The sequence below is a fragment of the Photobacterium sanguinicancri genome, assembly GCF_024346675.1.
Classification (GTDB): Bacteria; Pseudomonadota; Gammaproteobacteria; order Enterobacterales; family Vibrionaceae; genus Photobacterium; species Photobacterium sanguinicancri.
Map to the genome: position 1 here is coordinate 3,112,680 of NZ_AP024850.1, position 16,590 is coordinate 3,129,269.

Annotated in this window: 10 protein-coding genes; 4 read left to right on the plus strand and 6 right to left on the minus strand. The window is 45.0% G+C overall.

Annotated features, from left to right (window positions below; translation table 11 throughout):
* The first annotated feature begins 112 nt into the window (after window positions 1–112).
* Window positions 113–574 (plus strand): hypothetical protein, encoded by a 462-nt coding sequence (locus OCU87_RS14365; protein WP_261857442.1) that lies wholly within the window; start codon window positions 113–115, stop codon window positions 572–574.
* Between the two features lie 162 nt (window positions 575–736).
* Here OCU87_RS14365 and OCU87_RS14370 read toward each other — a convergent pair whose 3' ends face one another.
* On the minus strand, window positions 737–1,228 hold the full coding sequence (locus tag OCU87_RS14370) for a putative 4-hydroxy-4-methyl-2-oxoglutarate aldolase (RefSeq protein WP_062691246.1): 492 nt from the start codon (window positions 1,226–1,228) through the stop codon (window positions 737–739).
* A gap of 668 nt (window positions 1,229–1,896) precedes the next feature.
* Between OCU87_RS14370 and arcA the strand changes: the two genes are divergently transcribed.
* Window positions 1,897–2,616 carry a two-component system response regulator ArcA gene (arcA, locus tag OCU87_RS14375; RefSeq protein WP_048900329.1) on the plus strand — a complete coding sequence of 240 codons (720 nt, stop codon included), beginning with the start codon at window positions 1,897–1,899 and terminating at the stop codon, window positions 2,614–2,616.
* A 48-nt stretch (window positions 2,617–2,664) separates the two neighbouring features.
* Here arcA and OCU87_RS14380 read toward each other — a convergent pair.
* The 5 genes from OCU87_RS14380 to OCU87_RS14400 form a co-directional block, all read right to left on the minus strand.
* A protein-coding gene (locus OCU87_RS14380; RefSeq protein ID WP_261856952.1) for an IS3 family transposase occupies window positions 2,665–3,869 on the minus strand; the annotation gives its coding sequence in 2 pieces (ribosomal slippage) (window positions 2,665–3,482 and window positions 3,482–3,869; 1,206 coding nt in all).
* A 129-nt stretch (window positions 3,870–3,998) separates the two neighbouring features.
* Entirely contained in the window at window positions 3,999–4,487 is a 489-nt protein-coding gene (locus OCU87_RS14385) for a hypothetical protein (protein WP_141226241.1), read from the minus strand.
* Window positions 4,484–6,838 (minus strand): aerobic respiration two-component sensor histidine kinase ArcB, encoded by a 2,355-nt coding sequence (arcB, locus tag OCU87_RS14390; RefSeq protein WP_261857443.1) that lies wholly within the window; start codon window positions 6,836–6,838, stop codon window positions 4,484–4,486. Before arcB ends, OCU87_RS14385 begins: the two co-directional genes overlap by 4 nt.
* Before the next feature lie 163 nt (window positions 6,839–7,001).
* Window positions 7,002–8,831: a GGDEF domain-containing protein gene (locus tag OCU87_RS14395; protein WP_241148991.1), complete on the minus strand. Its 1,830-nt coding sequence runs from the start codon at window positions 8,829–8,831 to the stop codon at window positions 7,002–7,004.
* Between the two features lie 159 nt (window positions 8,832–8,990).
* Window positions 8,991–9,926 (minus strand): TIGR01212 family radical SAM protein, encoded by a 936-nt coding sequence (locus OCU87_RS14400; RefSeq protein WP_261857444.1) that lies wholly within the window; start codon window positions 9,924–9,926, stop codon window positions 8,991–8,993.
* Window positions 9,927–10,549: 623 nt separating this feature from the next.
* Between OCU87_RS14400 and gltB the strand changes: the two genes are divergently transcribed.
* Window positions 10,550–15,097: a glutamate synthase large subunit gene (gltB, locus tag OCU87_RS14405; protein WP_261857445.1), complete on the plus strand. Its 4,548-nt coding sequence runs from the start codon at window positions 10,550–10,552 to the stop codon at window positions 15,095–15,097.
* Entirely contained in the window at window positions 15,090–16,562 is a 1,473-nt protein-coding gene (locus tag OCU87_RS14410; RefSeq protein ID WP_062691242.1) for a glutamate synthase subunit beta, read from the plus strand. Before gltB ends, OCU87_RS14410 begins: the two co-directional genes overlap by 8 nt.
* Window positions 16,563–16,590: the final 28 nt, after the last annotated feature.

Genomic DNA, 16,590 nt, shown 5'->3' on the forward strand with positions numbered 1-16,590 from the left:
ATGTCAAAAATAAGAAATCTGTCCTAGTATTATTAGCAATGTCGCATCCCTCATATTTCATGGCAAATTTGCGACAGACCAATAAATAACGACAAACAGGGAAGGTGAAGCAATGAGAAATTTGCTGATCACAATTACCCTGCTGGTAGTGGCATTACCAACAACAGCAGCAGATAAGGGCCTACTAAGCCTTATAAGTGACGAGACAACAACGGGCTGGTTTATGTCATCGCAATCAAAAAACGCAGAGCAGTTCGATCTGTGGCAAATTGATAGCGGTTACGCCTATTCAATCAGTAATGATGTTGAGCTGTATTTGAGTACGCGACTCACCTCGGGCAATGAAACACAAGCTGCAAGCCGCGGTATGCTCTCGGGCGTAAAATACAATCTCACCCCTAAAATGAGCTTACGCAGTGCGGTGACAACAGAGAAAAGAATCAATCAAGATGCAACCGTAGGATTGGAGGTGTCGAGCCAGTTTAGTGTCACTGAACAAGTGAATTTTCACGCAACTGTCGACTACGAAGATTTAGAGCAAATTTACCAGCTAGGCATCGGGTTTCGTTTTTAACACGTACGAACCCAGTCTATTGCACGTAACCAATCATAAGTAATAAATCACAAGCAATAATCAAAAGGGCAAAGCACGTTTCTGTGCGCTGCCCTTTTGTTATTGATGGCGACTATAACTCGATATCATTACTCGCAACCACTGTGACTCGAATACATTCAACTACAACACCGACAAATCGAGCGCGTTGCGGCTTAATAACACACCGTTAAGGTCTGCATATAAGTAATCACCGGGGTAAACCATGGTATGCCCCACCATTAAGGTGACATTCAAATCACCCGTTTGGCGTTTAATGGTTTTAATGGGACAAGCACTTAACGCTTTCACGCCAAGATCTAATTCAGATAACGTCGCGACATCACGTGCGGCACCATTAATGACGACACCTTGCCAACCATTCTTTACTGCAAGCATGGCGAGTTGATCACCAAGTAGTGCCCGATTGCATGACCCGTGACCATCAATAAACAGGACTTTGTCTTTGCCATCTTGGCTGACAATATCGCGCACTAAGCTGTTATCTTCAAAGCAACGCAGCGTGACCACTTCCCCAAAAAAAATCGACTTCCCACCATAATCGACAAATGAAAGTGGCAACCAACGGACATCCTGCTCATAGTGGTCGCATAAATCAGGTAATAAGTCTTTCATCTCATCCTCCTCTGATTCAGATAAAACAGCGCTAAAAATCATTATCTTGTTAATCAGTGTAGGTAACGTGACAAAATTGACCTAATGAATTGCGGGCTTGTTAATGTTGTTCAGAATATGCAATGTCAAATTGCGATTAAACAGCACGATAATGTTGAAGAACCATGTGAATTAACTCAAATGCTGTTAGAATTGCAAAGCTTGCGTAAACAGAGTGTTATTCAACCTAGGTAGCAATGCACCTTGAATACCACTTCCGTGATAAATATTTACAGATAGCTAGATTCAAGCCAGTAACGCAACAAGGTATTTGTAGAGATTGTTAAACATTGTCGATAGTCGTAATGATTCATCACTCTGTTTGATATAAATCAAGAAATACCAAGAAAGCGGTAAGGAAACAATACACCATTATTGTTAGCGTGCTGTTAAGTGCTTAGAATCATCGCCATCCAAGGGAATTGTAAGCCAATGTCCGAATTTCGGACGATTTTGTCGTTGTTTAATGAAAGTAACGGTATAAATTTAGGATGGCGTACCACACAGGTAGTTATATCCGCAATAAACTGCGTTTTTTTGTAGAAGACTTTGCCTGTATGTGAATTTTTTTTATAGAATTTAACTATTCTGTGTTTGACCAGATTCAGTTTTTTAATTAGGTACTGCCAATGCAAACCCCTCATATTCTAATTGTAGAAGACGAGCACGTAACACGTAACACCCTTAAAAGCATCTTTGAAGCTGAGGGTTATACTGTCTTTGAAGCAAATGACGGCGCAGAAATGCACCAGATGCTTTCTGAGCACCATGTACACCTAGTTATCATGGACATTAACCTTCCGGGTAAAAATGGCCTATTGCTTGCGCGTGAATTACGCGAGCAAGGTGATATGGCACTGATGTTCCTAACTGGCCGTGACAACGAAGTGGATAAGATCCTTGGTCTTGAAATTGGTGCTGATGATTACATCACTAAACCATTCAACCCTCGTGAACTGACTATCCGTGCACGTAACCTACTGACTCGCGCAATGAATCAAGGTTTACCAACTGAAGATAAAAAACTTGTAGAGCGTTACGAGTTCAATGGTTGGTCACTTGAAATCAATAGCCGTTCACTAGTAAGTCCAAGTGGCGATCAATTCAAGCTTCCACGCTCTGAATTCCGTGCGCTACTTCACTTCTGTGAAAACCCAGGCAAAATTCAAACACGTGCAGACCTTCTTAAGAAGATGACTGGTCGTGAGCTTAAGCCACATGACCGCACTGTTGACGTAACGATTCGTCGTATCCGTAAGCACTTTGAGTCTGTTGCTGACACCCCTGAAATCATCGCGACAATTCACGGTGAAGGCTACCGCTTTTGTGGTGACTTAGGCGAAGAATAAGCCCAGCGTTTATTTGACCCGTCCTGATATGGGTTGACACTTGATTGACTAAAACGCTCGATGTATTTCATCGGGCGTTTTGTATTTTAGAGCTGTGTGAGGCCTATATTCATTATAGATTTTTACTGATTCGGCGACCATTTTCTTTGCTTCATCTAAATCATTCGGCTTATTCAACAGATACTCCATCTTCAGTATTCCGTTGATCCTCTCTGCCAACGCATTCTGATAACAGTCATAGCCATCAGTCATTGAGCAAGATACATCATACTGTCGATGCAACTCTTGGTATTCAACAGAGCAGTACTGAACACCTCGATCTGAGTGATGAACAAGCTCACCTGTATTCTTCCGCTCTTTCAACGCGTTTAAAAAGGCCTGCTTGACCGTGCGAGCTTTCATATCATCACCTATGTGATAGCCCACGATTTTTCTTGAGTAAGCGTCCGTCACTAAACTGAGATAAGTACTACCACGTCGCGTTGCTAGATAAGTAATATCGGCAACCCATAATTGCTCTGGTCTTTCCGGTATTAAGCCTTCTTTGATTCGATTTGGATGGCAGTAAAAGCGATGATTACTGTTTGTGGTTCGATGATAAGCCCTTCGATTTTGCACTAATAATCGATTCATTCTCAACAGAGAGAATAAGCGGTCTCGCCCGATTTCAATATCGTTCTGAGCAAGTAAATACTTGATCTTACGAGTCCCTATACGAGGGTGCATCATCCTTTGATCCTTCACGAAACCGAGTACTGATTCATCTTTCTTTGTTTGATGAATTTCTGCAACACAGCGCTTGTAGAAGGCTTGTCGTGTAATACCTATGAAGTGACAAGCTTTAGTGACGGTCAACTTTCTGACCGTTTTTTCCTTAATAACTCGGCCTTGCGCTTCTTTGAGATTCGGACACCGAAATCTCGATCCATGACTTTTACTACCGCTTCAAAGAACTCAGCTTTGAGCTGAGTCTCTTCCAATTGCTGCTCGAGTTCTTTGATTCGTTGCTCTGGGGTTTGAGTTGAGGAAGGGTTTGACATAGTCGCTCCTAACGCTCTCGATTGTTCTATTCCTTTAGACCAATCTAGTTGACCATGTTTGCGAAGCCAAACTAAAACGGTAGAGCGACCTTGGATCCCATAACGCTCTTGAGCTTGCTTATAAGTCATTTCGCCTTTTTCAACTTGGCTTACGACTGCCAATTTAAAGGCAAGAGAATAATCTCGTTGAGTACGTCTACTTGTTGTTTTCATGACACTCTCCAATTTCATGTTGGAAATGTGTCAACCATATTTAGGACGGTACAATTCCATAAAAAAAGGCACTGAGAAGTGCCTTTTTTGTTTCTATACCCCGCCATAAATCACATCAAAACAGCGTCGTTAGAAAACCTGATCAATTTTGACTTGGCGCTGTGTCAGAGTCATTTCTTTACCTTGATAGTTTAAGGTTAATGCCACATTAACCACCGTACCTGCTGGCCAATTTGGACCTTTACGCAGCATCACTTCAAACTCATTATTGTCCATCGCATTGACTTCAAGCTGACTATTCGCCAGCCATTGCTGATCATCAGTTGCCAATAACACTTGCTTCACAGTGACATCCGTTGGCAATGCTTTATTAGTCGCACTCACAACTTTAACCGATGCAAGCAAGGTACCTTGCTGGTTGTCCCCTTCACCCACGACTGGCATGCTATTAAGCCACAAATAGCTATCAAGCTTGGCTGGGGTTTCTGCTAGCATAACTTGACCTGGTGATTGCCAGATATCGCCTTGGGACGCTGATTGCGCCCCATTTGAACTACTGCATGCCATTAGCACCATACTGCTCGCTAGCACGCCTGCCATTTTCAATCCCTTCATCATCTATCCTCTTGTTGTGCAAGCCAATTGCGCAGCACTTGCAGATCAGGTTTATAGCCGTTTTTAATTTCATCAACCCAGTCGTTAATGTTTTCCCACCACGCTGGTAGCTCAGGTGATTGTGCTTTTTGGGCGACTTGCTGAATATGTTTCAAACCAATAGAGCCAGCGGCACCTTTGATTTTGTGCGCTTCAAACTTAATACCATCTTTATCTTTGGCTATCATGTTTGAATCGAGGATCGCGATATAATCAGGCATCATCTTTTCAAACATTGCGATACTTTCATGGACGGGTTTAGTGCCAACAATATCTACGTAAGACTCGAGCATTTCCAGGTCCAGTAATTGATTCATGATTTCATCGCTCTGCGGAACCGTCGGCTCAATCTCGTCAGCTTCATAATCAATTGGACAGGTCAGTACTAAGTTTTGAATCACATCGGTAATGGCTTTCACGCTCAATGGTTTACTTAATGCTTCATCCATTCCTTTCGCTAAATACTCGCTCTTATCACTGATCACATTCGCCGTCAGTGCCACTAATGCGGGTAAGTAGTCGTACTGCTCTCGCAGCTGCTGAGCAATATCAAAACCTGTCATATCGGGCAATTGAATATCCAGTAACACCAGGTCAAACGCTTCAGGATCGAAGATCGCTAACGCTTCATCCCCGCGCATTGCAACTGTCACCTCATGGCCTAAACTTTCAAGCAGTGCTTTGGCAACAGTGATGTTCAGTTCAATATCTTCCACCATTAAGATGCTAAGACTGGCTTGCGGGATCTCTGGCATGGTTTCTTCTTCCGCAGCCATTTCCACTACGGGTACGCGGATGGTCACAGTAAATGTACTGCCTTCACCCACGTCAGACATCACCGTAATATCACCGCCCATCATCTGCACTAACTGGCGAGAAACCGCTAATCCAATCCCAGTACCGACCGCATGTAAGTTGTCGTTTTCATCTTTCACTTGGTAGTACATAGCAAAGATTTTATCGAGTTCATCGTGCGGCATACCAATACCACTGTCTTCCACCTCGAAAATAATTTCGGCTTGATCATTATCCACCAGCTCACTGCTCACAGATAACACAACCCCACCGTCTTTGGTAAACTTGGTCGCATTGCTGATCAAATTCCACAACACTTGGCGTAGTCGTGTACTGTCAACTTCGATGCATTTCGGTAAATCAGACAAACGCTCTAAATCAAACCGCAGGTTTTTCTGCTCAGCCATCAAGTTAGAGATATTTTCCATCTCATCCACAAATTCATGTAAATCGAGCGGTTTAGGCAGTAACTCTAGTCGACGACGGTCAGATTTATCCATATCGATTATGTCGTTAAATATATTACCCAGCGTTATCGCACTAACGTGAACGGTTCGCATGTAGCCACGTTGCTCTGCATTTAACTTACTATCAAGCAACATGCGGCTAAGGCCAACAATGCCGTTCAACGGGGTACGAAGCTCATGACTAATCGTGGAAATAAAGGCAGTTTTATCACGGCTCGCTTTCTCTTGCGCATCTTGATACTGCTTGCGCTCAGTAATATCGCGACCAAAACCCATCAAGCCTAAGCGACGCCCATCTCGGCTGTAGAATGGGACTTTTCGGAGTTCGAATACCGCCTTGTGTCCATCAGGGTATTCCAACCATTGCTCGTAAGTGAGCGACACATTTTGATTAAATACTTGCTGATCGGTTTCCGCTATTTTGCTAGCAACCTCTTCGCTGTAAACATCCCAAGGTGTTAAACCCACCAGCTCTTTTTCTGTTTTACCCGTCAGTTCTTGCATCGCACGATTACAGCCAGAAAAACGACCTTTTTCATTGCGGTAATAAATTAAATCAGGAGAGGCATCAAGGAAGGATTTAAGCAATGCACTTTGTTCGGCGAGTTCTAACTGGGCATTCTCACGCTGATAGACCTCATTTTCGAGATCTTGCATCGCTATCTGACGCCCTTCCTCTGCTTTTTCACGTTCTTCAATTTCGGAATTTAACTGGCTGATATTCTCTTGCAACTGGTTATTAAGCTGCATATCACGAGAGCGCATTTCTTCTAATTTAGTGACGAGTTTAGATAACCGTTGGCGAGAGTCTTCAAGCTGATCAACCACGACAGAAAGAAAATAGACTGCCCATGGTGTGATTAGCAGGCCAAAGAACACCGACCTGACAATATCAATGTCGTTTACTTCCCCTTGTAGCACCAAGGTAACGCCAACCTGCACGACCACCGCTAGCGCTACAAGCGCCAAGGCCAGCAGCAAGCTAAATCGGACAAGTCCAAGCTTGACCAGTAAATCGACATAGAACTGGGCCAGCACTTTGATTTGTTTCATGATTTAATCCATTATTCACAGCATAACTCTCATCATAAGTGCCTGTGGCTATTTCCCCAAGGAGAAGTGGCTCAGTTCGCGTGATCCAGAGCAAAAAAAAACCTGCTTGCGCAGGTTTCTTGTTATGGATAAATCAATTCATTACTGTCGTAAATCACCATCGCTAAAAATCATTATTATCTGACATCACCATGGTGCAGTTTCGTCCTGAAGCCTTCGCTTTATACAGCGCAATATCAGCCATTCGCACGAGTTCACCGTAATCTTGATTAGGCACTGGCGTGACAGTGGCTACGCCCAAGCTGACAGTCAGTACATCTGTTACTTCAGAGTAAGCGTGTTCAATCGCTGCTTGAGCAATTTTTCGGTGTATATTTCGAGCTACCATTTGGCCACCGTTTAAATCAGTACAGGGCAATAAGAAAGCAAACTCTTCACCGCCGTAACGTGCCACTTCATCCGTTTCACGTTTAATGACTTTACTTAACGTTCTCGCCACGTCCAATAACGCTCGATCCCCTTGTTGATGACCGTAGTTATCGTTGTACGCTTTAAAGTTATCGATATCACATAGGATCAATGTCAGCGGCTTTTGCTCGCGAATATGACTGTGCCACATTTTCCGCAAGTGCTCATCAAAACTGCGGCGATTAGGGACTTTCGTTAAACAGTCAATGAAGCTCAGTTCTTGCAGCTCCATAATGGCATCTGCTAACTGCTGCTGAGCATGTTTACGCTCAGTCACATCACGTCCCATCACCAAGACACCAGCAGTCCCTTCAATCGGGTCTCGATAAGGCGATGTGGCGACTTCATACCAAATGGGTTTACCATCTGGCAAAATAACGTAATCTTCTGTTTTAACAGTGATACCTTCCCTAATAACTTGCTCATTGACAACCCTGAACTCACGCCATTTATCAGGATCCATCACTTCAGAAGCATTTTTCCCCAGTAACGACTCTTGGGTTTGGCCTAGCGCACGGGCAAAGGGCTCGTTACAACCAACGTAAATCCAATGTTCATTATATAAGCCAATGGGGTCTTGGCTGGCATTTAAAATCGTATCCAATAAGTTATTACGGTGCGCGAGTGCCTGCTCGGTGATTTCCCGCTTTTCAATTTCTTGCTTCAAGCTTTCTTGCATTTCATGCCAATCTGTTACGTCATGGCTGATGCTTAACGACCCGAGAATTTCGCCAAAACCACCGACCAAAGCCGTTTTATTGGTTTCCAATAAGCGACTCGCACCATCTGGTGATGTCGTCCATGTATGAGCTGAATTATTTTTCAATGAGACTTCAATGCTATCGATCAACCCTTCACTTTCACGGCCACGCCAAAAACGGTCAAACGCTTTGTTGGTTCCCATCACCTTGCCCGATTTATCTTGGAAATATACGAGCTCGGATAATGAATTCAGTACCCCCTGCAGCACACGATGCTCTCGCAGACTTGTTGTTTCGGGGGATGTGGCAGTGTTAGACGGTGAAACAAACAACAGCCAAGCGGGTTGCCATTTATACCGTGTATATTGCCCTGCAACTAACACTGAGCGTGGTGCTTTACCGAAGAGCTCTAACTCTTCCTCCCAGTTATTAAAGGTCGATAACGCCATATGTGGACGCAAAATATCACACATCATGTGTGCTTCTATTTCAGGGGGATAAAAGTAGTTATTACCTACTTTACGTATGCCCAACAAGGCTCGGCTGGCCTTATTACCATACATAAGTTTGCCGTCTTTACTGCTCACGATCAAAGTGGCAATAGGCAAATGAGTCAACATTGAATACAGTTTTCTAAAAGTAACCGCTTCAGCATTATGGAAGACGAGTGCCAAGATTGAACCAGCGAAGACAACCATCGCAAGAATCAAAGCAAATAGAAATAGGGGTTGATCGAGCAGCGAAGTCGCCGCGTGTGCAATGGGAGAGAATCCGGCGAGTAACAAAAAACAGGCCATGTGAACGGAAATTTTAGGCGGCGTCATAGGTCTGAACAAATTACCTTAGAGGATGTACGCTCATATTCAGCGTGCTGATAAGGCAGCACGCTATTTACTTGCAACGTAATAGAATGCTTACGTTACCACAATCCTCTGCGGTTTTTGAGTATTTACAACAAACCCACTCAATCAAAATGATTCAATTTATTTCACAAACGGTTCGTAAACAAAAGGAGTATCAAGGGCTGCGCCTTGACCGCCATGCTTATCGAGGTTACGGCCAATATCTGTCATCGCTAACCATCGGTTTTCACACCATTCAGGCGCTAATAACGTCGGACGTCGAGCACTCGCGGATACACGATGATAAATCACCTCTGGTGGTGTTAAACGGATCATTTCCGAGGCAATGTCAGTGTAATCGTCTAAGCTAATCGCTGTCAGGCGATCAGCCTTCCACGCTTGGCCCATTTTACTGCCTTCCACAATATGGAGTGGATGCAGCTTAATACCATCAACCCCTATCGCGACCACTTTATTAATGGTATCGAGGTTATCCGCTTTGGTGTCTCCCGGTAATCCCACTATCAAGTGAGCACATACCTTAATACCTAATGCGCGTGCACGTTGAGTAATCGCTTGGTAACACGCAAAATCATGACCACGATTAATGCGCTTAAGGGTTTTATCATTGGCGGTTTGCAAACCCAACTCAAGCCAAATTTCATAACCTTGCTGATGATATTCAGCCAGTAAGTCCAACACGGCATCAGGGACACAGTCAGGACGAGTGCCAACGCACAACCCCACGATATCGGTCGCTTGCAAGGCTTCTTCATACATTTTCTTTAATGTTTGTACTTCAGCGTAGGTACTGGTGTATGCCTGAAAATACGCAAGGTAACGTTTCGCACGGTGAATTTCCCCCGCACGTTGATCCAGCTGTTGTTCAATCGGAAGATATTGTGCTTGCTCATCAGCAAACGAGGCAACATTACAAAAAGTACAACCGCCACGGCCTATTGTGCCATCACGGTTAGGGCAACTAAAGCCACCATGTAACGTTAATTTATGTACTCTTTCACCATAGCGGCGCTGCAAATCTTGTCCAAATGTATTTACGAGTTCATGGAGCTGCATTGGGTCACCTGATTATTCAGCTATGGAAAAATAAGCCGCGCAGCGTAGCACCAATCCCCACGACCTAAATTGTGTTAAGACAAGAAAAACACGTAAATCCCCCAGACTAAATCAGCGTCTCCTCCCGTGTAAATAAAATACGACAAAAGAAGCCGCTAAACCTAGCCATTAACCACAAACTAAACATGGTTATGTAATATTCAAGACTGAGTTATATGCAGAATGAGAACGATTACCGAATAATTACGCATTGGTCCAACGCTTACATGCAGCCACAATGAACAGAGTCGATTAATCACGCTATTTTTTGTTGGTAATTAAAGTATCAAAACTGTAGGATAGTTACACTTATGTGCAAATAATGAGCAACATTTGTGACATAAAACCCGCTAAAAGCAGTGAATTATGTCACTAGTTCATTAAATCACCGCATATCTAATTACCAGAATGGATGTGCTGCAAAATTAAGTTTGCTAAATGATTTACACGTCATCCCACAGCAAGCGCACCGTTTTGTTCACGGGACAGGTAGTCCATACCAAGTGAGCAAAATGTGACGATATAACGATTAGGGATAACACAAACCTGGGAAAAGGTTTGTTGAACACTGGAAGGATGTATCTATGACAGATCAAGAGCTTAATGCTCAGGGGCTTTATGTACCTGAATTAGAGCACGATGCCTGTGGTATCGGCTTTGTTGCCCATTTAAAGAACCGTAAATCCCACGAGATTGTAACCCAGGCCCTTGATATGCTTGCCCGCATGGAACATCGCGGCGGCCAAGGGTGCGATCCATCAAGTGGTGATGGTGCCGGTATTCTTCTACAAAAACCGCACGAGTTCTTACTCGAAGAAACCGTTAAGCTCGGTATCAAATTGCCCTCTTTTGAGCAATATGGTGTCGGTGTGGTGCTCTTTCCAAAAGACGAGCACAAACGTCAACAGTGTCGCGACATCCTAGAGCGCAATGCTAAACGTCTAGATCTCGACGTGATTGGTTACCGCGTGTTACCCGTCGACAACTCGATGATCGGTGAAGACCCACTCAGCACTGAGCCTCAGTTTGAGCATGTATTTATTACCGGTGGTGCTAACCTCGATCCTGCAGTACTAGAACGTAAACTTTATGTATTACGTAATTACACTGTACGCGTATGCCTAGAAAGCGTATCGAATATTGGCGATGATTTTTATATTAACTCACTGTCTTATAAGACTTTAGTATATAAAGGCCAGCTCACAACAGAGCAAGTGCCACAGTATTTCCTTGATCTACAAAACCCAACTATGGTGACAGCACTGGCTTTAGTGCACTCACGCTTCTCAACCAATACATTTCCTCGCTGGCGTCTCGCACAGCCTTTCCGTTACATCGCACATAACGGTGAAATAAACACCGTGCGCGGTAACTTAAACTGGATGAAAGCACGTGAAGCGATTATTGAGTCTGATTTATTCAGCCAGCAAGAAATCGACATGCTGCTGCCTATCTGTCAGGAAGGCAGTTCTGACTCATCAAACTTCGATATGGCGCTAGAGCTGCTGGTACTTTCTGGCCGTAGTCTACCGCATGCTTTGATGATGCTGATCCCTGAAGCATGGCAAGAAAACAAAAGCATGGATCCTAAACGCCGTGCGTTTTATCAATACCACGCCAATGTAATGGAACCGTGGGATGGGCCAGCTTCTGTTTGTTTCACCGATGGTGTACAAGTTGGCGCAACCCTTGACCGAAATGGCCTACGACCATCACGCTACACAGTCACCAAAGACGATTTCTTAGTGATGGCGTCTGAGTCCGGTGTTGTCAAAATTGAACCTGAGAATGTGCAATTCCGTGGCCGCTTACAGCCCGGCCGTATCTTCGTGGCCGATCTGGAGCAAGGGCGCATCATTTCAGATGAAGAAGTGAAAGACAGCATTGCCTCTTCAAAGCCTTACGAGCAATGGGTAAAAGACAACCTATTAACGCTTAAATCGCTGCCTGAAGCCGATAACATGCACCACCAGCCAACACCTGAGCGCCTGCTGCATCACCAACAAGCTTTTGGCATGAGCTCAGAAGAAGTGAACGAAATTATCGTTCCTCTGGCAAAGACAGGCTACGAACCCCTCAGTGCGATGGGCGCGGATTGGCCATTAGCGATACTGTCACACCAGTCACAACACCTCTCTAATTACTTCAAGCAACTGTTTGCCCAAGTGACCAACCCACCGATCGACCCGATCCGTGAACGTATGGTCATGTCGCTAAATACCTATTTAGGTAAAGATCAGAACTTACTGGCTGAGACACCAGAACACTGCCAAAAAGTAGAATTAGAATCACCGGTACTCTCTAATGCTGAATTAGAAAAATTACGGGCAATCGATAAAGAACACTTACAAGCTAAAACCTTAGATATTGTATTCCGTGCCAATGGCGATCAAGGAAAGCTTGAACGTGCGCTAAAGCGTATTTGCCAATACTCGGAAGATGCCGTTCAAGATGGCTACTCCATCATTATCCTGACTGACCGTGCCGTTAACTCCAACCATGCCGCTATTCCTGCGATGCTGGCTGTCGGTGCTGTTCACCACCACTTAATCCGTAAAGGGTTACGCGCTAAGTGTGACATCATTGTCGAGACTGGCGATGCACGTGAAACCCACCACTTCGCAACGCTAGTGGGCTATGGTGCAAACGCCGTCAACCCTTATTTAGTTACCGAAACACTGGTCGACCTTCAGAAAAAACGTAAGCTCGATCCTGAGCTGCCAACAGAAACGCTATTCAATAACTACCGTAAAGGGGTTAATGGCGGCCTACTCAAAATCTTCTCGAAGATGGGTATTTCTACGTTACAGTCGTACCACGGAGCGCAAATTTTTGAAGCCTTGGGTATCAGTAAATCTGTAGTTGATAAATATTTCACGGGCACAGTCTCACGTATTCAGGGCCTAACCATTGATGACATTGCACAAGAAGTACTGATCCGCCACCGTGTGGGTTACCCACTTCGTGAAATTCCGATCCAGATGCTGGATGTTGGTGGGGTTTATCAATGGAAACAGCGTGGTGAGAAACACCTGTTTAATCCAGAAACGATTTCATTACTGCAACAATCAACACGCGGTAAGGACTACGACCAATTTAAAGAATACTGTCACGCAGTCGATTCACAAGGTGATAACGCAGCAACACTTCGTAGTCAGCTAGAATTCATTAAAAGCCCAGCAGGTGCAATCCCACTTGCCGACGTAGAGCCGATTGAAAGCATTCTTAAACGCTTTGCGACAGGCGCGATGAGCTTTGGCTCTATCTCTTACGAAGCGCACTCAACACTGGCTGTTGCGATGAACCGCATCGGGGCTAAATCTAACTCAGGCGAAGGTGGTGAAGACCCCGATCGCTTTGAGAAAAAAGACAACGGCGATTGGGAACGCTCAGCGATCAAGCAAGTTGCTTCGGGCCGTTTCGGTGTTACCTCTTACTACCTAACGAACTCTGATGAAATTCAGATCAAGATGGCACAAGGGGCAAAACCGGGCGAAGGTGGTCAGCTACCGGGTGATAAAGTCGATGATTGGATCGGTGCCACCCGTCACTCCACCCCTGGGGTCGGCCTTATTTCACCACCACCACACCACGATATTTACTCTATCGAAGATTTGGCTCAGCTGATCTACGATTTGAAAAATGCCAACCGCGCGGGTCGTGTTAACGTCAAACTCGTTTCTGAAGCTGGTGTAGGTACAATTGCCTCTGGTGTTGCCAAAGCAAAAGCCGATGTTGTCTTAATTGCAGGTTTCGATGGTGGTACAGGTGCCTCTCCAATGTCATCGATTCGCCACACGGGTTTGCCATGGGAATTAGGCCTTGCTGAAACACACCAGACTCTGCTGAAAAACGGTTTACGTAACCGCATTGTTGTTCAGTCAGATGGCCAAATGAAAACACCACGAGATCTTGCTGTCGCAACCTTATTAGGGGCTGAAGAATGGGGCGTGGCAACCGCAGCCTTAGTAGTTGAAGGTTGTATCATGATGCGTAAGTGTCATAAAAACACCTGTCCTGTTGGTATCGCCACCCAGAACAAAACCTTGCGTGAACGTTTTGATGGTCGTGTCGACGACGTTGTTACCTTCTTCCAATACATGGCTGAAGGCCTACGTGAAGTCATGGCTGAACTTGGTTTCCGTACTATCGATGAAATGGTTGGGCAGTCGCACAAGTTAAAAATCCGTGATGATATCGGCCACTGGAAATACAAGAACCTCGACCTAAGCCCAGTACTATTCGTCGAGCCTGCTCGTGAAGAAGACGGCATCTACAACCAACGTCAACAAGAGCATAATCTTGAAAACGTGTTAGACCGTAAACTCATCGCCGCGGCAGCACCTGCGCTTTACGACGGCAAACCTGTTAACGCCGCCTTTGACATCATCAATACCGATCGCAGTACCGGTACTATGCTGTCGAATGAAATTTCAAAAATCTACAAAGACCAAGGCCTACCGCAGCCAATGAACGTCAAGTTCACGGGATCTGCAGGGCAAAGTCTTGGCGCATTCCTTGCGAAAGGGGTGAAATTTGAAGTAGAAGGCGACGCTAACGATTATTGGGGTAAAGGTTTATCTGGCGGTACATTAGTGCTCTATCCTGATGCGCATTCTGACATTACACCAGAAGATAACATCATCGTCGGTAACGTCTGTTTCTACGGTGCAACCTCAGGTGAATCCTACATTCGCGGCCTTGCAGGCGAACGTTTCTGTGTGCGTAACTCGGGCGCAGAGGTAGTCGTTGAAGGCATAGGTGACCACGGTTGTGAATATATGACAGGTGGCGTCGCCGTAATTCTGGGACAAACGGGCCGTAACTTCGCCGCAGGGATGAGTGGTGGTGTCGCGTATGTCTGGGATCAGTTTGGTGATTTCGAAACCAAGCTTAACTCAGAATTGGTTGACCTAGACCCAATAGAGCAAGAAGACAAAGAACGTCTACTGCACATGCTCAGTAAGCACGTGGAATACACAGGCAGTAATGTGGCACAAACCTTCTTATCTAACTTTGAAGCAAACCTTCAGAAGATGGTAAAAGTCATGCCAAGGGATTACAAAGCCGTATTACTACAGCGAAAGGCGGAAGCTGCAAACAAGGAAGAGTTGGAGGCCGTAAATGGGTAAGCCTACTGGATTTTTAGAACATGGTCGTGAGTTACCACAAAAGTTAGATCCAATCGTTCGAATTCAAGACAACAAAGAGTTTGTCTTAAACGAAGAATTTGGCGACAAAATCAATACACAAGCGTCACGCTGCATGGATTGTGGCGTTCCGTTTTGTCATAACTCGTGCCCAATTGGAAACATCATCCCAGAGTTTAACGATGCTGTTTTCCGTGATAGTTGGGAAGAAGCGTGGAACATTCTGAGCTCTACCAACAACTTCCCTGAATTTACAGGCCGTGTGTGCCCTGCTCCTTGTGAAAGTGGCTGTGTACTGGGTATTAACCAAGACCCAATCACCATCTGTAATATTGAAAAGACCATTGTTGAGACGGCATACCGCGAAGGCTATGCTAAACCCAAAATACCGCGTGAACGTACTGGTAAAACAATCGCCATCATAGGTTCAGGCCCGGCGGGATTAGCCGCAGCCGAACAACTCAATAGTGCTGGTCACTGTGTGACGGTATTTGAGCGTGATGAAAAAGTCGGAGGTTTACTTCGCTTTGGTATTCCTGACTTTAAGCTCGGTATGGATATCATCGATCGTAAGATCGACCTGATGGCTGATGCTGGCGTGAAGTTTAAGGTTAACGCACACATTGGTGTTGAGATTAATGCCCAACAATTGCGTCAGGACTTTGATGTCGTGCTGCTAACGGGTGGCTCAACGGTACCGCGCAACCTGCCTATTCCTGGTCGTGAACTCAACGGTGTCCATTTTGCAATGGAATTCCTCGCCCAGAATAACCGCCGTGCCAATGAGATGGATTTAAAAACAAAAGAAATCCATGCCAAAGGTAAACATGTGGTGGTTATCGGTGGTGGTGATACAGGATCGGATTGTGTGGGTACATCTAACCGTCATGGTGCGGCAAGTATCACGCAGGTTGAGATCATGCCGATTCCACCCGAAAAGCGTCCAGTCAATCAGCCTTGGCCTTCCTACCCAATGATCATGAAGACATCGACATCGCACGAAGAAGGTTGTGAACGTCATTGGAATATTCTCACCAAAGAATTCATTAGTGATAAAGAAGGCAACGTAAAAGCCCTGCGTATCGCAGATATTCAATGGCTAGAAGCAAAAGCGGGTGAACGCCCTTATTTTGAAGAAGTAGCAGGGTCAGAACGCATTATTCCATGTGATTTAGCTTTCCTTGCGATGGGATTCTTACACCCAGAACCAACGGGTGTACTTGCTCAGCTAGACATTAAGCTTGATGATCGCGGCAACGTGGCGACTGAAGGCTTTGCGACTAATCAAAAAGGCGTCTTTGCTGCGGGTGATATGCGCACAGGTCAGTCTTTGGTTGTTCGCTGTATTAATGAAGGCCGAGAATCTGCTCGTGAAATCGATGATTTCTTAATGGGCGGTTCTAACCTTGAAGCGAAAGCTGATTCATTAATGCTTTCTAACGCATAATATTCCCCTTAAAAGGCTACACTATAAA